This window comes from Paenibacillus sp. S28 (assembly GCF_016624415.1).
GTDB lineage: Bacteria > Bacillota > Bacilli > Paenibacillales > Paenibacillaceae > Paenibacillus_AQ > Paenibacillus_AQ favisporus.
The window spans coordinates 486837-509543 of sequence record NZ_JACVTM010000003.1 but is presented as its reverse complement, the minus strand read 5'-3'; the positions used below and the strand labels follow the sequence as shown (position 1 = coordinate 509543).

Annotated in this window: 15 protein-coding genes; 1 reads left to right on the top strand and 14 read right to left on the bottom strand. The window is 52.2% G+C overall.

The window, feature by feature from the left end:
- Positions 1–2 precede the first annotated feature (2 nt).
- The 8 genes from IAE55_RS10890 to IAE55_RS10855 all read right to left on the bottom strand — a co-directional run bounded on the left by IAE55_RS10890 (position 3) and on the right by IAE55_RS10855 (position 12707).
- A complete protein-coding gene (locus IAE55_RS10890) occupies positions 3–2885 on the bottom strand; it encodes an ABC transporter permease (protein WP_325168627.1) in 2883 nt (960 codons plus the stop codon).
- Positions 2886–2928: 43 nt separating this feature from the next.
- Complete coding sequence (locus IAE55_RS10885) at positions 2929–3996, bottom strand: efflux RND transporter periplasmic adaptor subunit (RefSeq protein WP_200632075.1); 1068 nt, start codon at positions 3994–3996, stop codon at positions 2929–2931.
- The gene (locus IAE55_RS10880; RefSeq protein WP_076169195.1) at positions 3950–4681 is read right to left on the bottom strand and encodes an ABC transporter ATP-binding protein; all 732 of its coding nucleotides are present in this window, start codon (positions 4679–4681) and stop codon (positions 3950–3952) included. The genes IAE55_RS10885 and IAE55_RS10880 overlap by 47 nt, the downstream gene beginning before the upstream one ends.
- A 337-nt stretch (positions 4682–5018) precedes the next feature.
- On the bottom strand, positions 5019–6479 hold the full coding sequence (locus IAE55_RS10875) for a glycoside hydrolase family 43 protein (protein WP_200632194.1): 1461 nt from the start codon (positions 6477–6479) through the stop codon (positions 5019–5021).
- A gap of 111 nt (positions 6480–6590) precedes the next feature.
- Positions 6591–8222: a response regulator transcription factor gene (locus IAE55_RS10870; RefSeq protein ID WP_200632073.1), complete on the bottom strand. Its 1632-nt coding sequence runs from the start codon at positions 8220–8222 to the stop codon at positions 6591–6593.
- The gene (locus IAE55_RS10865) at positions 8200–9963 is read right to left on the bottom strand and encodes a sensor histidine kinase (protein WP_234489433.1); all 1764 of its coding nucleotides are present in this window, start codon (positions 9961–9963) and stop codon (positions 8200–8202) included. The genes IAE55_RS10870 and IAE55_RS10865 overlap by 23 nt, the downstream gene beginning before the upstream one ends.
- 18 nt (positions 9964–9981) lie before the next feature.
- The gene (locus IAE55_RS10860; protein WP_200632181.1) at positions 9982–11613 is read right to left on the bottom strand and encodes an extracellular solute-binding protein; all 1632 of its coding nucleotides are present in this window, start codon (positions 11611–11613) and stop codon (positions 9982–9984) included.
- Positions 11614–11882: 269 nt separating this feature from the next.
- Complete coding sequence (locus IAE55_RS10855; protein WP_145159702.1) at positions 11883–12707, bottom strand: sugar phosphate isomerase/epimerase family protein; 825 nt, start codon at positions 12705–12707, stop codon at positions 11883–11885.
- A gap of 99 nt (positions 12708–12806) precedes the next feature.
- Here IAE55_RS10855 and IAE55_RS10850 point away from each other — a divergent pair, with 99 nt between their 5' ends.
- Positions 12807–13640, top strand: coding sequence for an AraC family transcriptional regulator (locus tag IAE55_RS10850; RefSeq protein WP_234489432.1), 834 nt, complete (start codon positions 12807–12809; stop codon positions 13638–13640).
- Between the two features lie 49 nt (positions 13641–13689).
- Here IAE55_RS10850 and IAE55_RS10845 read toward each other — a convergent pair whose 3' ends face one another.
- The 6 genes from IAE55_RS10845 to IAE55_RS10820 form a co-directional block, all read right to left on the bottom strand.
- The gene (locus IAE55_RS10845) at positions 13690–15063 is read right to left on the bottom strand and encodes an ABC transporter substrate-binding protein (protein ID WP_200632072.1); all 1374 of its coding nucleotides are present in this window, start codon (positions 15061–15063) and stop codon (positions 13690–13692) included.
- A 407-nt stretch (positions 15064–15470) separates the two neighbouring features.
- Positions 15471–16241 carry an alpha/beta hydrolase gene (locus IAE55_RS10840; protein WP_200632070.1) on the bottom strand — a complete coding sequence of 257 codons (771 nt, stop codon included), beginning with the start codon at positions 16239–16241 and terminating at the stop codon, positions 15471–15473.
- 65 nt (positions 16242–16306) lie between these two features.
- Positions 16307–17605, bottom strand: coding sequence for an SGNH/GDSL hydrolase family protein (locus IAE55_RS10835; RefSeq protein ID WP_325168626.1), 1299 nt, complete (start codon positions 17603–17605; stop codon positions 16307–16309).
- A gap of 122 nt (positions 17606–17727) precedes the next feature.
- A complete protein-coding gene (locus tag IAE55_RS10830; protein WP_200632066.1) occupies positions 17728–19266 on the bottom strand; it encodes a response regulator in 1539 nt (512 codons plus the stop codon).
- The gene (locus IAE55_RS10825) at positions 19259–21079 is read right to left on the bottom strand and encodes a sensor histidine kinase (RefSeq protein ID WP_200632064.1); all 1821 of its coding nucleotides are present in this window, start codon (positions 21077–21079) and stop codon (positions 19259–19261) included. The genes IAE55_RS10830 and IAE55_RS10825 overlap by 8 nt, the downstream gene beginning before the upstream one ends.
- Positions 21080–21103: 24 nt before the next feature.
- Entirely contained in the window at positions 21104–22642 is a 1539-nt protein-coding gene (locus IAE55_RS10820; RefSeq protein WP_200632062.1) for a response regulator transcription factor, read from the bottom strand.
- Positions 22643–22707 lie beyond the last annotated feature (65 nt).

Genomic DNA, 22707 nt, shown 5'->3' with positions numbered 1-22707 from the left:
AGCTATTCCTCCCCGAGCTTCAGCGCCTGCGCGATGCGGATTCGTGTCAGCCGGTACCCCAGAATGATCAGCCCGGTCGCCAGCGTGAACCCGATAATGCCGTACAGCTGCAAATAATCGCTGAGCTGATAGGTAATCGTGAATGGAGGGACTTGTTCTTTGGAAGCAAACGACATTTCGAACAGCGGCACGAATTTCATGCTCGTGACGTTGCCGATGAACACGCCGATGAGGACCGCGGCCCCCGACGTAAGCAGCTGTTCGCTGACGAGCATGCCGATCATTTGCGGGAAAGAGATGCCCATGGCCCGCAGAACCCCGTATTGAAGCGTCCGGCCGGATAAGGTCAGCACCCAGAACAGCAGGAAACCGATAAAGCTGACCAGCATCGAAATGGAAAAACCGAGCGTCATCACGCCGTTCATCGCCAAACGGAACGGATCATTTCTGGACTGGACCAGCTCCTGGGTCGCGTCCCGCAGGCTCGTCACCTGCAGCTTCTTCTCCTGCAGCTCCCTGTAGATTTGTTCGCTGTTCGTGCCGTCCGCCAGCTTCAGCCATACCTCATAAGGCTCGACGGCCAGCCTGTTCTGAATCGTGCCCAGATGTCCGACAACGAGATGCGGCTGCTCGGGTTTTCCGCTTCCCTGATCGGACGGCAGCGGGCTCCAGCTGGGCCAATAATCGATGATGCCGTACACCGTGAACGTCGCCCCATCCAGGCTGTCCCAGTAAACCCGGATCGGATCGCCGGGCTTCAGCTTAGCATCCTCCGCGAGCGACCGCGAAATGAGCACGGCCTCCGGATTCGGGGCGATCAGGTTCAGGTAGCTGTTAATGGGATACTGCAGCAGCCCCTCCTTCATCCAAGCGGTACTGCCGAAATCCTTCGTGTCGATGCCAAAGAGAGCCGTTTTGCCGGACTTTTCATTGCCGCCGGCACTGAACCTGGCCTCCTGCTTCTTGAACACCTTTGCTGTCGCTTGCACACCGTCCAGCTCCTCAAAGGGCTTAAAGGGCGGCTCCGTATACTGAACCCGTTTCTGCACGGTTGTCGTTGCCGGCTCAGACGGAGGCTGCCCTCCCGCCCCCGGGGATACGGGTGGAGGCGCATCGCTTTCCCACTTCGTCGTCAGCGCAATGTCCGTGCCGACCGCATACCGGACCTTGCTGTCCATGTTGTCGTTGATCGTCCTGGCCGCGTTCGCGCTGAACAGGCCCGTCGCCACCGTCATGATCAGGAACACCTGAATGGTCAAATACTGCCCGGACGAGCGGCTGATCTGAACGAGCGTATGATACAGCGCAGGCGGCCATCCGTTTCGGCCCAGCCAATAAACGAGCCGGACGAACCAGGGATATACCCGCAGCACCAGCAGGCCGCCTCCAAGCGCGAACAGAGCCGGGGTCAGGAACAGGAGAGGATCGACCTGCAGGTCGGCAGATCCCAGCGCAAGCCTCCGCAGATCTTCCTGGCGCTGGTTGAAATTGTACAGCAGGTAAGCTGCCAGGCAGACGAGAACAAGATCCAAACCTGTCCTGTGCCAGATCGACAGCCGGGTAAGGCGCGCTGTCTGCTGCTTGTGGCTTACGATGCTGACCCGCGTTGCGAGGAAGGCCGGAATGAGGATCAGGATGATCGCTCCCGCCACAGCGGCTGCAGCCACTTGATAGGCGCTGCTCGTCATGCTGACCTTCAGCGCGGAGCGCTGCACGAACTCCAGAAACCCATTGGAAGCGCCAAGCAGTTTGGTGAACCATACGCCGAGAAAGGGCCCGACAGCCAGCGCGCTCAGCCCGAGCAGCAGGCTCTCCAGCAGGTAGGCAGCCATGATCTGCAGCCGGCTTGCTCCCCGGCTGCGGAGCACGGAAATTTCCGTCTTTTGCCGGTCAATGATCAGATTGGCGGTCATATATAAATAGAATGCCAGCATCAGCATGACAGGGGTGTACAGCGAAAGCGTCACCGTATCGAGCTTCTCCTGTTTGCCCTGGTACGATACGATGGTCGGGCTCGCCGGAATTTTGATTTCGGCTACCCCAAGCTTGCCTTTAAAATAACGCCGGACCTCCCGGTCCGCCTGGGTGAACGCATCGACCTTGTCGAGTGACAGCTGTTCGTAATTGAGAGCGAGCCGCCATTCCATGCTGGAGACCCTGGCTTTGCCGCCCTGCGTAAATTCGCGCTCGAACTGCTGGAACGGGATCAGGAATCCGTCCTCGTTCTCCGTGGTCAGAAACGGCAAATACCGGTCCGCCTCCGGATTCGTCTCTACGATGCCGACCGGGATGACCCGAAAGCGGGTACTTCCGCCATCCTGCGGCTCTACGGTCAGTTCTTCACCAAGCTTCCGCTTGGTCGCCAGCTGAAACTTCTGCGTGACCAGCGCCTCGATGATCCCGTCCGAACGATCCGCAGGCATCCGCCCCTCGATCAGCCGGACCCGCTTCTCCAGATCAGACAGCGACATCAAGCTTCCTAACGTCTTTTGCGATTGCTTCTCTTGAGCCGAAGCATCGGCGCCGTATACCTTCATCTTCGGCGTGAACCGCTGCTGATAGAACGACAGTGCTTCCAGCCCCATGCGCTCCGGAATCGTCTTCACGAACCGGTCGGCGCTTCCGATGGCTTCCTTCGTCTTTGCGTCCATGGATGATGCCGAGACCGTCGTGCTTATTCGGAGAAAACCCGGATACACGCTGCTCCCGGTCTGCACGGACTGCAGCTCCTTCAGTAATGTCCGCTGCAAAATGGCCTGCGAGTAGAGCGGCATGGAACTGAACAGGGCCACGCATACGGTAAGGCCGATCCATAAATTCAGCTGCAGCCACTTGTTGTTGGCCATCTTGCGCAGGATCATCGTCCACAAAGCCAATACATACACCCCATCCCTAAATGCCCGGTCGGCCCGGGCCATAGCTCGTCGGTTAATTGTTCAGAATGACTTTCTGGCCTTCCTCAAGTCCTTTGACAATCTCGACTTCCGTCGGCGTCGTCAATCCGATCTCGATGTCAACCTCCTTGCGGCGTTCTCCTTCGGCGATCTGAACATAGGAACGCCCCATATAGGAACGGATTGCCGAGCGGGGTACAATGATGGCGTTATCCCGCTTTTGAAGCTCGATCGTCAGCTCGGCGCTGTCGCCGACCTTGACGTCTCCCGGAGCGTTGTCCATGCTCATGAAGATCGTTACCCCGTTCTTCTCTGCCTTCGAACTGTCGGCGGCTGCCGGCAAATCCGAAGGGGCTTGAAGGACCCTTCCCTTATAGTCCTTGCCTTTATACTTGAGGCTGACAGGCATGCCGGCTTTGACCGGGTTCAGATCCTTGCTGTCCGCCGCAACATAAGTCAGCTGCACTTTGGACGGGTCGGAGACAGTGACGATCGCTTGATATGCGTTCACGTTGTCTCCCGCATTCAGCTTCTCGACAAACGTCACCGTTCCCGAGACGGGAGCGTACAAGCGTGATTGGCCAAGCTTGGCCTTCATCTCCTGCAGCGACATCCGCTCGCGCTCCAGATCGATTTCCTTGAGCCGCAGGTCGACGGCGCCTGCGCCGGCATCGCGTGCCTGTTTGTACAGCAGCTGCGCGCGCTCTACATTCAGCTGCTGCAGACGCACCTGAAAATCGAGGTCGCCCGTCTCCAGCTCCGCCAGCAGATCGCCCGCCTTCACCTCCTTGCCCACCGTCACCGGAATCGATTTGAGCCTTCCGCCCATCTCCTTGAAGGACAGCGCTTCGGATTGGGCCGACACAAAATAAGCCGTCCCCTTTAGGAAGGTCTGAATCTTCCCGCGGCTGGCCTGCACGAGGTTAAACTGTTCTTTGGCCGGCTCGACCAAGGGCGGCTGCAGCGTTTCCGGTTCGACCGGAAGGAGCGAACAGCCCGAGAGCAGCATCAGCGCCGTTAGAAGCGCGGCTATTCGCCGCAGACGCCGGTCTATTTTAGATAAGGGGAGATTCGTTCGTTGTCTGCGATACAATATTTCCATCCTCCAATGCGATAACGTGATCGACAAGCTCCATCATCCCGGGGTCATGCGTCGTGAGAACGACCGTCATCCCCGATTCTTTTACCAGCTCGCGAAAAATGCGGACGACCTGCAGCCCCATCCGGCTGTCCAGTTCGGCGGTCGGCTCATCCGCAATCAACAGCTCAGGCTGGTGCACGATGGCGCGGGCAATGGCTACGCGCTGCTGCTCGCCGCCCGACAGTTCGGACGGCCGATGCTTCATCCGCTCCCGCATGCCGACGCGGTCAAGCGCATGCTCCACCACCTCCCGGTTACCCTTCAGTCCCGCGATACGCAGCCCGAATTCAACATTTTCGTAAGCCGACATCAGCGGAATCAATCCATACGACTGGAACACGAGGCCGATCTCCTTGCGCCGGATCTGGCTGCGTTCGGAGCCGGATAAACCGGTGATTTCCCTCCCTTTGAAATACACCTGTCCCTCCGTCGGATCGTCTAATGCGCTGAGAATGTTCAATAGCGTGGTCTTTCCTGAACCCGAGCGCCCTCTCAGAGCCACGATCGTTCCAGGCGGAATGTTCAGATGGATATTTTCCAAAGCGGTAACGGCGGTATTCCCCCTGCCAAAAATCCGTGTGATCCCGCTTGCCTGCAGAATCGGTCCGCCGCCCGTATCCTTCGTCTCCGTTTCCTTACCGGTCATTGCACTCGCCCCTTTGTTCTGACCCGATTCGCCTTCACCAACCTCATTGTAGCGCTTCCATTCAGGGGGAAGTACCCGCCAGTTCCCGTTCGTTTACCTGAGAAAATGTAGATATGTGCAGGCTGCAAGTTGTGCGGCTGCGTATATGCAATAAGAAAAACGTCTATCGACGTACTCTCAAAGGAGACAGACCGCGTTTAGATGTTGTTTTTCTTGCGATATCAGGAAGGTCTCGCTTCGAATTTTATACTTTCTGATATCTTAAAAAATGCCGCCCGATGAAACGGACGGCATTTTTTATAACGACCTTACCTCTCACATATTCACTACCGGCACATTATCGAAATTGCCAATAGTCGATCTGGAACAGCTCGATATCCGGCTTCCCTTTGAAGATCAGGAACAAATCATGCACGCCCTCCGCACCGCTGACGGGTGTCACCATTTCGCTCCACAGTCCGCTGGTCGAAGACACTTGAAGCGTACCGATCGATTTGCCTTCAGGGCTGTCCAGGCGGAGTTCGATGACTCCTCCGTCATTCGCGCACGATACAGACGCTGAAAACGCTGAGGCCCCGGCGCCGAAATCAACGCCGGACACGGCGGTCCAGTCCCCATGATGAAGGTCCGTTAAAACCATGAGGTCTTCGCCCTGTTCCAGTCCATCCGTCTGAAGCTTACGCACATTCACGCCTGCGCACCAAGCGATCGTCTCCGCTCCAACGCGGTCATATGGATTCAGCGGCTTGATCTGCTTAACGCCGGTCATGTCCGCTTCAATGGATTGAATCGCACCATCTTCGTCCAGGATCACCCGGTTAAGGTGGGTCGACCGATACCCCTTCACCACGCCCATGGCCTTCGACAAGGTCTGGGCGTGATAAGCGATATACCAATCACCATGAAACTGGAACATGGCATGGTGGTTGTTGCCGCTGACACCGAAAAAATGGCCGGGATTTTTAAGGATCGATCCCTGGTACGTCCATGGTCCCATTGGGCCGGTGCTGGTCATATAGGCAATCTCCCCCGCCGGAGGACTTCCCTCCGGCCGAACTCCATTGTAGAAGTTGGAGCAATACGAATAGTAATATTGGCCGCCTTCCTTATGAATGCCGGCATCCTCGAACATAAACGGAGCCGGGATCGGCTCGGCTTCGCCGATCACGCTGATCATATCGTCACCCAGCCGCATCATCCGAGCGGTCCCGGGATTCTCATCCTGGCCTTCCGGCACGCCCCCGCCAAAGTAAATATAGCCTTTGCCGTCATCGTCCACCAGCACGGCCGGATCGAAGAGCCATACGACGCCTTGAACGCCAGGCGTGTCCCTTGCGATAAGCGGCATGCCGATCGGATCGACCCATGGGCCGGTCGGACTGTCGCTTGTCAGCACACCGATGCCGCTGGCGTTGTTGGCAAAGTACAGGAAGAAGCGGTCTTTGCCGTCTATTCTTTTGTGAGCTGCCGCAGGGGCCCAAGATTGCGTCGCCCATTTGGCTGCTCCATCCGGACCTGCCACTTGAATGGCGCCATGGTCCGTCCAGTTCGCCAGATCATCCGAGGAAATTACCGATATGCGGTTGATGGTGCTATAGCTGTTGTCCTTGACCGCCCCTTGCTCGTCATACTCTAATACATCGTCTGTATTGTAGAGGTATACGCGCCCGTCGAACACCAGTACATAGGGGTCTGCTCCAAATTTATGGGCGACAAGCGGATTTCCGTTTCGCGGCAGCTTGCCGATCGGTGCATGAACGAGTTCATTCATTTTTGTGTCAACTCCCGTATTCAGCATTTTTTGTATAACCAAACTCTCAACTCTCGTAAAAAGAGTAAGGCTTGCGTTCAGCGGGAGCAACCTGTCTGATCCGTCCGGATCACCCGCCAAACTCTAGTTTCCAGAGGTTCAATTCAAAGAAAGTGTATCCCGGTATTCCTGTGGCGTGAGCCCCGCTGCTTTTTTGAAAAAACGGGTGAACGAATGGGCAGCCTCATAACCAACGGATAACCCCACCTCGCGCACTTTCAAATCGTTGTCCCGCAGCATCTCCTTGGCTTTCTTCACCCGGCATTTGTCGATAAAATCGGATAAGTTGATTCCTTTCTCCTGCTTGAAGAACCGCGACAAATACGAGGGATTGAAGTAATGGATTTCCGCTAGGCGCACCAGGGACAAATCCTCACTCAAGTGCTCTTCGATATACTGGCAGATCCGGTCGACAATCAGCGAGGCCCTGTCCCTCTCCTGCGTTTGTTTGCTTAGGAAAATGGATTCCGCGACGCGTTTCAAATAGCCGAAGGCCTCCTCCATTGAGGGATGATCGTTCAGCCGCATCAATTTTCCGGTATCGCCGATATGCCCGTGCATTCCCATACGGCCTATGCAGGAATGCAGCATCAGCGCGATCGTATAATACGTCTCGATCGTTAACTGAACCTTACAGCTCATCTTCAGTGCACTGGCCGTTACCTCCTCAAGCGCTTGGATAAATTCATCGTGTCTCCCCGACTCCAGATAAGCCCTCAGCACCTCCGCTGTCTGACTGTCCGCAAAGCTCGCTTTGCAGTCCAATCCATCGAGCGGCTCGAAGCCGTCGCGTACAATGATGGCTCCCCCGCTGCCGCTCCTTAACTGCTGCAGCTCCCGCAGCCTTTCGTATTGGCGCGTCAAGCTTTCCCACCTGCATGCTTCGCTGCTCAGCGCCAATCCGATGCTCAATCCAAGAGAACCGATGCAGGATTCCTGAACCAGCTCCAAGGTCCCTTCCACGAAACGGATGAAATGGTTGTCGGTCCCGCCCTCGGCCGGTTCAGACGGTTGCAGAAACCAAAAGGCGTCGCCATGCTTGTCGGTGATCCCCATACTCCGGGCCCGGCCCGAAAAATAGGTATCCCATATCCTTCTGACGGACGACAGAATTTCGCATCTTTCCGTATACGTCCTGCCCTCCGGATACGAGATGCGGCCAAGGACCAGCACGACGGGCTGGGCGGGATCGAGGCCGATGTCCAGCTTGCTGAATTCGCGAGCCAATATGTCTGTATCCTCGCTCAATACACGGCTGTTCTGAAGAAGGTGCCTCATATAATCGCCCTGAGCCATGAATTGGAACGCCAGTAGCTGCTCGCGGGACTGCTCCAGCAGCAGACTGTCGTGATGCGCGCGTTCTATATCGTCCAAGACATCCTGCACGGTGTCGGTCACCTTGGCATACCCTTCCGTCTTCAGCACATAACGGGCATTTGTCATTTGGATCGCGCGGTACGCATATTCGAATTCACTGTGGCCGGTCAAGAACACGACTCTGCATCTGGGCCAGTACTTCCGGATTTCCTCGGATAATTCCAGCCCGCTCATGCCGGGCATGGCTATATCGGTCAGGACGATGTCGATTCTCGTGCGCGACATCCAATCCAGCGCTTCCTTGGCGGAATAGGCTTTGCACACATCGAGCCGCTCCGGTTGATAGCGGTTGAACACTTCATACAGTCCGTCCGTAATGATATCTTCATCGTCAACGATTAGCAGTCTGTACATCCCCGTTCTCCTCCCTGATCTTGATACGAATGGCGGCCTGAAGCCCGCCCAGGCTGCTTCTAGACAAGAACAGTCCGCTGCCTTCGCCGTATGTAAGCAGGATCCGCCGATGGATGTTGATCATCCCGGTCATTTCGTGGGATTCGGCAGGACCTGTTACCCGATGCTGGAGGGCTTCGAGCCCGGCATCGTCGATGCTGTTCCCGTTATCCTCCACTTTGATGACGCATTCGGAGCCGGTTCGCTCAAACGTAACGCGGAGAAACCCTTCGTTCGGCATGCTCTCCAGACTGTGCTCATAGGCGTTCTCGATCAACGGTTGGACGATCAACCTCGGCACCTTGACGCGCTGCATGTCCACAGGCAATTCATCGAACTGGACACGAATGCGCCGGGAGAAGCGGAGCTGCTGGATTTCCGTGTACATTCTCGCATGCTTGATTTCTTCCGACAGCGTGGCATGGTCCTCGCCGTTGCGGGCGATGAACCGGTAATACTCGCCGAGCATGATCGTAAACAGCTCGATCCGGTCCGTATCGCCCGTCTTGGCCAGCGAGTTCAGGATAAAGAAGCTGTTATACAGGAAATGCGGTTTGATTTGCGACTGCAGCTGCTTCAGTTCGGCCTTCTGCATCATCAATTTCTGTTTGAAATCTTGATCGATCAAGGTCTGCAGCTTGACGAGCATCTGATTAAACCGGTCATACAAATAGCCGAACTCATCCTTCTGCTCATGCTGGATCGGAATATCGAGGGTCCCGCCTTCCATCCTGCGAAAGCTTTGGACGAGCGACAGCAGCGGACGATGAACGTAACGGTAAGTGGAATAGGCATATACGATAATGGCAAAAACCGAAGTTACCGCAAACACCCATGCCCACAGATTGAATTTGATCAGCGGTCTCTTGACCGTTCCCTCCGGTAAGTACGAAACGAGCGAGAGGGCCAGCTTGTCGGAATTGGCGATATTGAAATGGTACTCCCTTCTCCCGATATCGAGCAGCATCGTACTGTCGTCCACGCCCTTGGCCGCCTTTATAAAATCCTCCAGCAGCTCTGGCGGCGTGCCGGTGCTGGACAATGTGAACCCAGCTTCCCTCGCGATCAGAATCGAGCCGCTTCCGGGATACACGCCGAGCGGTTTCAAAGAGTCCTTCAGCTTGTCGTTATCCAATTCGATTTGAACGAGATACAGCGGATCCTTCACATTGGTCCCGCCAAACTTCGAGGCGGTGAGCTGAAGCGAATCCCCCTGCCGCATCAGCCGGGCGCCGCTTCGTTCTCCGATGGAGCGTATTTCATCATATCTTTGCTGGTCCAGCGTACGGACGGCATTGCTGGCCGAAATCGTTTTACCGATCGAATGAATATGGACATAAATATCTTTGATGTACGGGCTGCTGTTTTTTATGGAAGTCAGACGGTGGAGCAAGTAATTTACGCTCGACCTTTTCTCGGCGCTGTCCATCATCCCCCAGGTGACGGCAATCTTATGGAGCTCGCTTTCCTGCAAAATGTCAAACTGCTGAATTTCAAGCCATTCGATTTCCCGATTCAGCCCCTCAAGATAGGACGATAACTGCGCCAGTGAATTTCTTGATATTTCTTCGCTTGCGTTGGTATAGCTCCAATTGTACAGGTATACGCCGAGCAGAATAATCGGGAGGATCACCACCAGATACATCAGAACGAGCCTGGCCAGGATGGTATGACGCAATGAATTCACAGGAATCCTAATCAAAACAACGCCTCCGATGCACTAATCTTTCTGTTTGTTCGAGTACCATTCATTGACTTCGGCTGTCATTTTATCACCGCCCAGACGATGCCATTCCTCGACGAAACGGTCAAATTCATCGATGGGATGACCCAGTATAATGTTAGTGAACGTATTCATCGTCAGAGAGTCGAGAATCGATTGTTTTTCGATCATCGTATCGGTTGGCGCACCTACAAAGCTCTCATACAATAACTGGTTGTTCCTTTTATACCCGTCAAGGATGGAAAACGCTCCCGACGGGCCATAGGTTCGTTCCCAGCCCCAGCCGGACGGATTGCCACGGGTCAGATAAGCCTCGATGTTCTTTTGAATCGACCTTGCCTCATCCTTAAGCACATTAGGGTTTCCGGTTCGGCGTGCCTCTTCAATTTGGTAGTAGGCGTCCAGATTCTTCAGTGCAGGATACGGAGTAACCGGAGAAAGCTGCCAAGCCGGATATGGGGTGCTGTAATAGATTTCGTACTCGGCCGTCGCTCCCCAGTTCTTTTCCAGATGCAAATTGAACAGCTTTACGATGGCCTCGGGATGCTGGACTCCCTTACGGACGGCAAGAAATTGATGGGTAGCGAAGCGGAGCGGCACTTTCGCCGGTTTCCCTGTGGCCGAAACAATGGGAAAAGCCTGCCATCTGGCTTCCGGATCCTGCTCATGATTGCCCTGCACGACAAACGATCCCCACTGTTCGCCGTACATCATCCCGTATTTACCTGCGGTAAGCTCTGCTTTGGCCTTGATGCCGTCTTTAAACATAAATTCCTCGTCAATTTCTCCGTTCCGATACATGTCCTGAAGGACTTTCAGCGCAGTCTTGACTTCAGGTTGAACAGCTCCGTATACGAGCTTGCCGGATGGATCGCGAATCCATATATTGGGGAAGGCGTCGTAACCGGCCATAAATGCCGACAAGCCCATTACGGGATCCCACAAATATTGGGTCACCGGAAGCCCCAATGTATCGTTTTTTCCGTTTCGGTCGGGGTCATTTTCTGTAAACGCTTTCGAAACGTTCAGGAGGTCATTCATCGTTTGTGGTGGCTGTAAGCCGAGATGGTCCAGCCAATCAGTCCGGATCCAAATATACTGTGCTCCCTCGATCGATGCGCTTGTCTCGGGAATTCCCATCAATTTGCCGCCTACCGTGGCCGCTTCGAACGGCCCGGTCCCCTCCTGGCCCAAAATTTCCTTCGTGAACGGCGCCGCATATTTCTCATAGGCTTCGGTCAAATCCTGAATCAGGCCCGCATTGCTCAGCTGACGCAGCTGATCCGCATCGACTCTCACGACATCAGGCAGGTTTCCCGAGGCAAGCGCAACGCCCAGCTTCTGATTATAAAGGGTGCCTTTGGCTGTCCAATCATACTTGATCTGGATGCCCAGAACTTGTTCATACAGCCGGGTCCACCTATTATCTTCCAGTGTTTCTCCCGGAAACGTTTTGATCAGGTTGTCCAAATCATCGCTCGTCTCCCGCACGAAAGTGAGCTCAATCGGGGGATCATACTTCTCCAGGCCGGGTTCCGAGTAGATGTACTGACCATCGGTCTTCCCTGTTACCTCCTCACCGTCAGACACCCCGATCCGGTCGCACGACGCCAGCATGGACAAGGGCATCGTGACCGTCAGGACTAGACCAACTACACTCCATTTGGGAATACGCAATGCGCCAACCCCATTTCGATTAGATTCATTAAAGCGTATCAAGACTATTATCTTGATGGCGTACGCACACAAGCAACCCGCATCTTTTTACTTGCTAACCCGTTTTTTACTTTTTATTGTAAGCGCAATCATTTTCTCTATTTATTTTAAATCAGTTTTTATGATCCCTCCTATTCATAAACTAAAGAAATACCCCCAATAAATGCAGGACTTTGCGCCAGTCAATTCCACTTCATTTCCTGCTCGGCCAGTAGCTTCTTAATTGCTTTCGAGGCTACTACGAATAGTTCAGGTTGGCTGAGCCCCGCAAGCTTTCCCGTTGCTTGCAGATGCGGTTCCAAAGACATAAATCCGGAATATCCCGTCTCTTTCAATTGCTGGAGAAGCAGACGCAGCTGCCCGTCTCCCTCGCCTGCAGGAACCACTGAACCATTGTCCATCCGTGCGTCCTTCACATGAATATAAGAGATGTAGCCGGCGAGCAGCGGGTATGCCTCAGACATGGGGTGTACCCTGCATTGTACGAAATTTGCGGGATCAAAGGCCGCTCTCATGCCTGGCGACGAAACGGCCTCCAAAATGTCCTTGCAGCGTTCTCCGGTATCGCCGTAAATATGGCTTTCATTCTCATGCAGCAGTACGATTCCGGCATCATTCGCCAGCTGAACGAGCCGCTTCATGCGACGGAAAACTTCCTCTCGGAATTTGTCATGTTCTCCCTCCGGAATATAAAAGGAAAAGATGCGGACAAACTTGGCTTGAAAAAACGCTGCCAAACGTATGGTGTGCTCGGCCTTCGTAAAATGTGGATCAAAGTCATCGGTGATCTTGATTTTTCCCAGAGGAGAGCCGATCGCGGAGACGCCGAATCCCCGCCGGGTCAGCCGTTCTTTAATCTTCACCGTTTCCTCTTCGGTTAAATTCAATACATTTTTCCCCCAGACTCCCCGCAGCTCCAGATAACGAATATTTTCCGATTCGAGGACATCCAGCTGTTCTTCCAAATCCGATGAAATCTCATCTGCGAATCCAGTTAATGTAATCATGACAAATCCCCCCTCATTTGCTGAACTGAAAATGAAATGCTTAATCACGAATGAGCAATACAATCTCGATTTTCTCTTGAAATTTCTGGAGCGAAACCTATGATTAGCTTAAAGGAGGCGGTGTACTTGGAAATTGAGCATCATCCTCATCTTGTTCCGAATATCTTTCTGTTCATCGACCGTAGATGCTTTCCCGAGTGGACGATCCAGAAAGCGAAAATCGGCTTCCACGATCTAACGTTTGTGGTTGAAGGCATGGCGAATTACTATATTAATGGAGAGAAATTCACGGTAGAAGCAGGTGACATGATCTACGTTCCCGGGGGAAGCATCAGGGAAGCCCACACGTTCAAGGAGTCCCTTATGCATTCGTATCCGTTCAACTTTTTTTGGGCCGAACCGTATAATCATATCCATCTCCCGTTTAAAGGCGTCACCAAGAAAGTGATCACCAGGGAGATTCTGGGGTATATTCGTGAATTCAACCATGTATGGATGAGCAAGCAGCCGTTTTACCACATCCAGGCACGCGCTTTGTTCGAGCTTATCCTCCACCGTCTGCTCACCAACTATTACCGGAAAGCGCCCATGCCGATCGATCCGCGGATCAAGAAATTAACCGAATACATTTCAGAGCATTACTCGGAAAATCTATCGATCGCCGAATTGGCGGAATGGCTGCATCTGAGCCCCGTCTATTTGGGCAGGTTATTTAAGCAGAATACCGGTACGACACTCAAGGAGTACATCAAACGCATTCGCATCAACAATGCCGAAATGATGCTGTCATCCGGTGACTTTACCGTGAAGAACGCGGCGGAAATGTGCGGGATTGACGATATTTACTATTTCAGCAAGCTGTTCAAGGAAATGAAGGGCTATCCTCCATCTGCTGCAAGGAAGCAGTCAGGGCAGAAGCACCTCCTTGAATAAGGAGTCCCCACTTCGGATGTTTTCTTCGTGGGGACGGTACATATCACCGCTACTTTTTCCAAACCTCATCAATCGAAGCCTGGAACGGCTCTTTGTATTTTCCAATGACCGTGGAAACGGAATTTCCGTCAATAATGTCTCCGACTAGCTCGTAGTAAGGCATGGAAGGATACCCGTCTTTGCCGTCGACGACATTGATGCTTTCCCCTGCCATCTTTGCATTGTTGATGTCGTCTTCGTTCTTGAATAACGTTTCGAGCGAAGCTTGTTTCGGGTAGTCGTAGATGGACTCGATATCGTTGATTTTTTCATAAATGTAAACCAATTGCTCGGGATGTTCGACCGCCTTCGGGATCGTCAAGTAATTCGGAATCGTAAGATGGGAGTGGTACTCTGTAGCGCTGGGCCCTTTAGGGAAGGGCAGGAAGCCTATATCCAAATCAGGCATATCCTTTTTGAATCCATCCATCTCATAATCGCTCCCGGCATACATCAGCGTGTTCCCTTGACGGAAAAATTGGCCGGGTTCGGTCCAATCACCGCCTTCGGTCGGTCTGGCGATGTTTTCCGTTGCGAGCTGGGATATGAAGTTTAAGGTTTCTTTCGTTTTCGGGTCCTCCAGATTTTGCTTATCTCCCGACACGATATTTGCGTCGTTGGCCGCCAGAGCCTGAACTAAAATGGAAGCGGAAGCGAGCCCCCAGGTGTCCAGCTTACCGTCATTATTCGTATCTTTGTTCGCCTCTTTGGCTGCCTGGATGAAGGTCTCCCAATTCCAGTTGTCTTCGTTGACGTATTCCTGCAGCGGCTTGAGGCCCAGTTTCTCCATCAAGGTTCGATTATAAAAAATACCTGATGAAGCACCGTTGATGCCTGCCCTGAACCCGTAGCCCCTGCCCTCAAACTGCGAATAATCGTTCGTGTACTGCTGAATAAATACGTTCTGATTTTTTGTGAATTCATCAACCGGGGAGAATAAATCCTGCTTCACGAGCGTTGGAATCATCCAAGGTCTGGCCATCCGGATCATGTCGCCGAGCGGCTCTCCCGCGAGCAGCGATGACGTCACTTTATTCACGTACTCGCCATAGTCGATCGTGACGTATTCCATTTTAAAGTTATGCTTCTTCATGAGTTCGTCCAGGTTCTGCTTCTTTTTAATATTGTCCGGATTATCTTCCTTGATCGATTCGTCGTACCAAGATACCCATTTGATCGTCCGGCCACCCATGTCGAAATTCATTTCCGAAGTACCGCTCTCTTCTTTGTCGTCCGGCTTCGCGGGTGCATTCGTGCTTTCCTCAGCGGCATTTCCGCCGCTCGAACCCGTGTTGGATGCGCCTCCTCCGGAACCGTTGCTGCAAGAGGCCATCAGGATCAGAATCAAACACCAAACCAGCACCATTGACTTACGCTTCCTCATAAAATACCCCCCTTTGGATTTCGCTGTCTCCAAATAGGACAGCGCTTTCAAAACATGAGCTTGCACGCGTATGCCTCGTGATGACCGAAGAATCGGTTCCGATGCCTGGTGGACCCTGATGAACTGCAAGCACACGGATCATGTTAAATGGATTTCCGGCAAACAACCATAGATAATCTAAATGGCATTTGTAAGTTTTAAACATCATTTCGGACTTTCAAAAAACGGAATATGCGCTATGAAAAACGTCTATCGACGTACCTTCAAAGAAGACAGACCGCGTGTAGCTGAAGTTTTTCTTGCGTTAATAGAATGGTTCAGCTTCGCTGAAATTTTAAATTCTATAATCTTCAAAAAAAAAAAAGAAACCTATCCGTAAAGGAAAGGTTTCTTCCTGATCCATGATGCTAAACTCGAAACAGCAGCTGCGAGAAATGGTACAGATCGTTTTTCCAAACCGGCCAATCGTGACCGCCGCTTTCCTCGTACCAGACATGAGGAACTCCGTGATTTGACAAATACGAGTGCGTCCGGTCACTGATATGCTTCAGGTCATCCTGGTCTCCGCAGGATAGCCAGAGCAGTCTAAGCAGATTTGCTGCCTCTTCGGGATTCGGTACGAGCAGTTCCGGGACCTTGGTATTCGGGGCCGGAGAAAAGGCTCCTACCCAGGCAAAGCGGTCGAGATGATTCAATCCGATATTCAGCGCCTGCCCTCCGCCCATCGACAAACCGGCGATACTATAATTCTCTCTACCTGTGAATACCGGGTATTTCGATTCAATAAAAGGAATCAGATCATGAAGCAAATCGAACTCGAAGGTCTCGAAGGCTTTCACCTTGTCGGGATCGAATATGTCTCCTTCCGCCCTGTCGTTTGGCATCGCGCGGCCATTAGGGAGTACGACGATCATGGGCTCGAGCTTGCCGTCGGCGTAAAGATTATCGAGCACGACCTGTATATTGCCGTGATTCTTCCATTCGGCTTCATCCCCGCCTATTCCGTGCAGGAGAAAGAGCACGTTATACTTGTGTTGTTCTGAGTACCCGGGTGGGGTGTATATGAACGTTTTGCGGTCACAGCCGACCGTTTCTGAATAATATTCCACAAGTTCGATTTGTCCGCGGCTGATATGTTCCCTATATTGGTCAAAGCCCGTTGGCGCTGTTTCTATCAATTTCTTTTCCTCCCCTGTTATGGACTCACATGATTAAATAGAACTGTACCAAGTACAAACAAGCTTTACAGCACGTAACCAAACCCCAGAATAGTAAACCGTTTATGTTCGCTGCCCGCCGCCATACGGATCTCGACGGTATGCTGCCCTGAATCCGGCTCATCGTACAAAATAACCGCACTGCAGTGCGTCCAGTTCACTTCATGCGGATCAGCGGTCAGCTTGTGCTTTCCGTCCACCCGAATCTCCGCGGATCCGAAATCGCTGCTTCCCGAGTCTTTAAATACGAGAATGAGACGCTTGCTCCTGATAGTCATTGTAAAATGGCCCTCTCCCGATCCGGCTGTATGCATCCAGTTATGAGGAAACTGGGGCGTGCCATAATCGTGATCGTCCATTTCCGCGAGCTGCAGATCGGTATCGGTCTCCCGAAAACCACCGGTATCGATCTGAGCGATACGGTCACCGTTCTGGCGATCCAACAGCCGGGTCTGAACGTAATCGTTGCCGATCAACGGCGGTTTATCGGTCAGGACATCCTCTTCGTCAGGCGCAGACCGGTCCGTGACTTCGAACAGCCAGTCCAGGCAATCCGCCATGATCTGATGGCCGCTATTCGTCGGATGATAGATATCATAGAAAAACTGCCTTTTGGAGATGACCCCTCCTTGGTCCCTGGCCAAACTGAACTGCTCGACGACGGCATCCTTTATGCTGACCATGGGAAGGTCGTAGTGCCACCCGACCGGAGCCAGCCGATCCTGAAGATTCCAGTCGTTCAGGAACACGCTGAACAGCAAGATCACCGCAGGCCGGCTATCGCCCCCAAGCGCCTTGAGCACCAAGCTTTCGTAGCAATTGCCCCGCGTCTCATCGCCGGCGTCATTGACGGCAAACTCCACGACCACGATATCCGGATTCTCCGTACCGTCCCGGAGCACATCCCGATCATAACGTACGATCCCCAGCTCTGACGGCGTCCCGCCTACTCCCGCTTTGATCAGACGGATCGGACTGCCTTCGGAGGAGGCGAACCGCTTCCTAAAAAGATCGTACGACCTGTAGGCGTAACCATTTACAGGAAGCGGGATAGCCCCAGCTCCATGGGTGATGGAGCCGCCGATGTAGGCGATGGTGACCGGCTCCCCTCTCTTCGCTTTTTCGATGGCCGCTTTCAATCTCTTGTTGTTGCCTCGATTCAAAAGAGATTTGGCGACCATGTCACGGTAGGACTGCCCTTCAAAGTCAACCGGAGGATCGATCATGTCTTCGGCAGCTTGATCATCTTCACGCCGGTTCTCGGGGTCCCGCGGGGCCGCAGGGCCGCGAGCTTCGTTCGTGGATGCAGCTGGATGGTCTGTCATGGGAAATCCCCTTTTCACTGTGATTAGGAATTTGCGTTTCGATTTATCAAACTTCATTATCCCTGCAGCGGACGGATAAACTCAATCCGCATCTCTTTACATACCCACCCGATGTTTACTGCTTACGGGGCAGAAATACCTAACCGATCTCCCGGTTGATGCCATTTTCTGTAAGCTACAGGTTTGAGAGACGTCCGCTTCTCGAATTCTCTTAAAAAATGGTGATAGTGGACATATCCGAGATCCTCTGCGATCACCCGCACCGTTTCTTCGGTGTCGCACAATCTTCTTTTGGCTTCGGCAATCCGCAGATCGTGGATGTATTCCAGAATGCCGACACCGTTCTTTTTGATAAACGCCTGCCCCAAATATGCCGGATTGATAAAAAATCGCTCCGCGATCTTCTTGATCGTCAGATTCTGATGGAAATTCTCTTGCAAATAACGCTCGATTTGCACCAAGGGATGCTCGGAATTCATTTCTTTGTAGTGCTTGACGGTTCCCATGCATAATTCTAAAAACGTGTGCAGCGACTGCTTTAACGCAGCAACGGAACCCGGCTTCGTTTTTAAAAAATGGAACACATCCCGCCATAAATCCGTGGTCCCGCCGAATTCCCTGAGCAGCTCGATACTTTTCATGACGATCTGAATGCTTGCCATGTACGCCACTTCAGGGGCAGTCTTGTTATCCTTAAATGTCTCGAACAACTGATGGAGCATATCGCAAACTTTCTGCTCCTGTGATCTCTCGACAGCGATGAGCAATTCATCCAAGACAAGGGACGGAGGAAGAACGTAACTCATTTCATGCGAGGAATCCGGGTCAACGTCAATCACCCCTCCCTCCTCCGAACGGAAGAAGTGCTGAAGGGAAGCCTTGGCTGCCCTCATATAAGACTCAGGCAAGTCATGAAGGGTTTGAACCGAGGGACCGACGGACACGGAGCAGTCAAGGCCATGCTTCAGCAGTTCTTCATGCACGCGCTGCGCAAGCTCTAATGGTTTACGGGCAGTATCTACGATAAGACCGGCTTGATTGCAGTACATATCTACATATAACGCATGCCCGGTCTGGGACAGCGACCGGCAAATTTCCGTTCCCTCGCATGTCAGCCCTTCAATGTGGATATACCGCCAGCCGGTGGCTTGCTGATTCATCTGATCCATCAAATACGCAATATCCCCGTCGACTTCGGTCAGTTCTCCGCGGAGCATTCGGGAAAGGGCGATGGCCAAGACTTGTTTGGAGGTAGCCTCTTCTTGCTCCCTGGTGCGTGATTTGGCGTCAAGTTCATTAATAATCGTCGCGATCATCGCATCCCACTCAGGCTCAATGACCGGTTTGAGCATATAAAATCTCACCCCGTATCGAAGAGCCGTGCGGGCATATTCAAAGTCGCTGTACCCGCTGAGAACAACAAAGATCGGATCATAATGTTCTATGGAACGGACTCGGCGTATCAATTCCAGTCCGTCGATCCCCGGCATGCGAATATCGGTGACCACCAAATCCGGCAGCGTGTCCATAATCAGAGATAGGGCATCTTCGCCGTCGTCGCATGCTCCGCAGATTTGAAAACCGAGTCCTTCCCAATCGCTCAACATCTTCAGCCCCTCGAGGGCAATCGCTTCGTCATCCACAAGAAGCACGCTATACATGAATTTCACCTCCCGCTTGTGCTTGAACCTGGTTCAACGGGATTTGGATTACGATCGCTGTACGTACATATGGATCGCTTTCAATGACAAGCTTGGCCTGACCGTCGTAGTACACTTTCAGACGCTTATACACGTTGCGCAGTCCGATATTTTTTCCGGTGTCATCGTCCGAATGAAGATTCCGGTTGATCCAATCCAGCTTGTCCTTGTTCATGCCGATCCCGTTGTCTTCAACGGTAATGATAAGGTTCTCATAGGACCGATGGATCCCGATCCGGATCAATCGTGCTCCTTTGACCGATTGGAGTCCATGCTTGCAAGAGTTTTCCACGAGCGCTTGGATGCTCATTTTAGGGATCCGGTACTTCATCAGGCCGGGATCAACGTCCAGCTCATAGGAAAACCGGTCCTGGAACCGGAATTTTTCGATCTGGAGGTACATTTCAATGAACATCACCTCCTCCTCAATCGTCACCAGGTCATCTTTCCAGCTTAACAATCTGCGCAGAATCTGGGCCAGATTGCGAATAATATCAGTCACCTGCTCGTACTTGTATTTTTTGCAGATGACCAGCACCGCATTTAATGTATTAAATAAAAAGTGGGGGTCCACCTGGCTTTGCAAATAGTTCAATTCCGCCCTGACCCGTTCCAGCTCGAGATCCTTCTTCTGGATTTCCAGCTTGTAGACGTCATTGATCAAATTGCGGATTTTTTCGGTCATCATGTTAAAGCTCCGTAGGAGTCCGCCGATTTCGTCTTTGCCTTCGTACATATGAATCGTTTCGAAACGTTCGTAGTTCACAAGTTTCATATGCTTGTACAGCTGCTTTACTCTTAGATTGTAGGAACGCAGAATGACTACAAACAAGATGGCCGGGATCAGCGTGGTGATCAGAGCCAAAATCAGGATAAAACGAAGGATATGACGAAGCTCGCCGCTGATATCTTTCCTTTCGGGCGTTCCGACCAGATTCCAGCCTTGTGTATAATTTGCCGGTCCTAATGGCCTGATAATATCCTTTATCGCTCCATCTCCGGAAGCTCCGCTCTCAACAGGGAGGCTCAACAGTTGACTGTCACCCGCATCATCATGCGACTGGTCGGATGCCAAAACGATTCTGTTTTTGTCATCGATCAGCTTTAATGTCATATAATCCCGTTCCTTGGCGAACAATTCTTTCAGACTGTCCAATCTCAAATCGATCCGCAGATACTTTGTATGCTTTAATAGTCCGGGGTAATTGTCCATTTTCCGAATGATGCTGATGTATACCTTCTTTTGATTCGGGTACATCGGGTTCGTATCCAAATACGAAGTGAGCAGCACTTTTTCTTTGCTCCCGGCGATTTTTTGATACCACTCGCTGTTCTTATCGCTGTCCTGCAAGACAAAATAGCTGTTGCCGCTTTGAATGGTCGGATTCGTCGTATATACGCCAAGCCATAAAATATAGGAATGCAGGTTGCTGTACTGACGCAGCCGATCTCTTAATACATTGTCGTAATTTTCATAGTACTCATCATAATCCGCATAGTTATAATCCAGCATTTCATTCAACGTCCGGTCCGCAGCTACCGTGTTGCCGATGGCAACGCATTCATTAACCATTTGCATAAAATCGTAACCCGCCCGCTCTACCGAAATTTGCAGATTTTCCGCTTCACGGGTTTCGGCATTTTTACTGGTCTGCAAATAGAACAGCGTATTGATGCTGATGATCGGAATAAGCACACCGAGCAGGATGATTAAAAACTTGTATCTTAAAGGGATATCGTCCATGAGAGCTGAGGTCTTCCACTTCACGTTCATGCACCTGTCTCCTGCATCATATTTTCAGCCCTTCTTATAAACCGAAGGGGATATGCCGTTGATGGCTTTAAATTTGGCCGTAAACTGATCGGTATCGGCATAACCGACACGAGCCGCGATCTCGCAAATATTCAAGTCGGTTCGCCGAAGTAGCTTCATAGCTTCTTCAATCCGCACGGCATGATAATATTCGTTAAAGGAAATGCCTAGTTTCTTCTTGAAGCGCTGTCCCAGATAGGCCGCATTGACATGCAGAACCTCGGCGATATCGTGCAGCTTCAGTTTCTCGGGATAATGATCACGAATGAATTCTATCGCTTTCGATATGTTTTGATCCGTCTGAACCCCATCTTCTTCAGCAAACCACTCCGCCGCTTCACGAAGCTCGGTCAGGGTTTGTTTTTCCAGGTCGCTTTGCATCGTCAACGCCGGGGAGCCGTTAAACCATTTCCTCTCCCAGTCCGCTGTGCTGCCTCCCCTTCTGCCGATTTCATGGAGGAGTTCAACCTTGATATTGGCTGCATAAGCGCTGGTCCACGGTTTTGAAGCGTGGTTTCCCGAAATGACAGCGAAAAACTCGCGCACACGATCGGGCAGCTCATCCACCCTGCCTTCCACAACCGCCTTTGTGAGCGATTTCATAAACGCAGAGGGAAGAAGGAGCTGCTGTTCCAGATTCTCCTCCTCATAATAATAAACCTCTTGATGACGGTTATCGAGACGGGAAACCCCAGCGGCAACGGCTTCTTGGAAAACGGTGTTGAGGGAATACGGTCCTCTATGCTCATCACTCACCGAGAAGGTGACATTCTCCTCATAATCGTTTCTAATACATCGGATAAACCGGGTAACAAGAAGGGGAGTCAATTCCGGTCCGTCGGGGCCGGATATCAATACGTAGCCGTGCTTGTCCTGCCCGATCACGAAAGGAAGCACGGTAATATGCTCTATTTGCTGTTCGGCCAGACGGCTCAGCCGATCCAGCAGCCGACAGCCGCGAACATTTCCGTGCTCCAAAGCAGCTCCATACACGAGCATGCAGCGAATCCGCGATTTATCGCCGATGGGGAGCTGCCTAACCGCCTGCTCCAGCTCTTGCGGAGCGTATTCTCTTGTGAGAAGCTGTGAGAGCAGTTCTGTTTGGACATAGGCAGTCTCGGCTCTGCGGTACGCATCCGATTTCCGCTCAGACTGGATCTCCGAAGCTATGTTTTTCACGGCCGATTCCAACTCGCCCTCATCCAGAGGCTTGGTCAGGTAGTTGCAAACGCCATATTGAATGGCTGTCTTGGCATATTGAAAATCAGCATATCCGCTTATAATAATAAATTTCGGTTGGGGAGCCCCGCCCTGCACCTGCTTAATCAGCTCTAATCCATCAATGACGGGCATACGAACATCCGTAATGACCAAATCGGGATTGAGACTCTGGATTAGCTGCAAGGCGTCATCCCCATCCATAGCCGTACCACAAATCTCAAAGCCCAATTCGGTCCAGTCTACCAAAAAACACAGACCTTCCAGCATTAAGGGTTCGTCGTCGGCAAGTAAGACTTTAAGCATTTGGCATCACCGCTCCACCGATTGAATTTGCTTTATTATACACCCATGGAATAGGAGAAACCGTT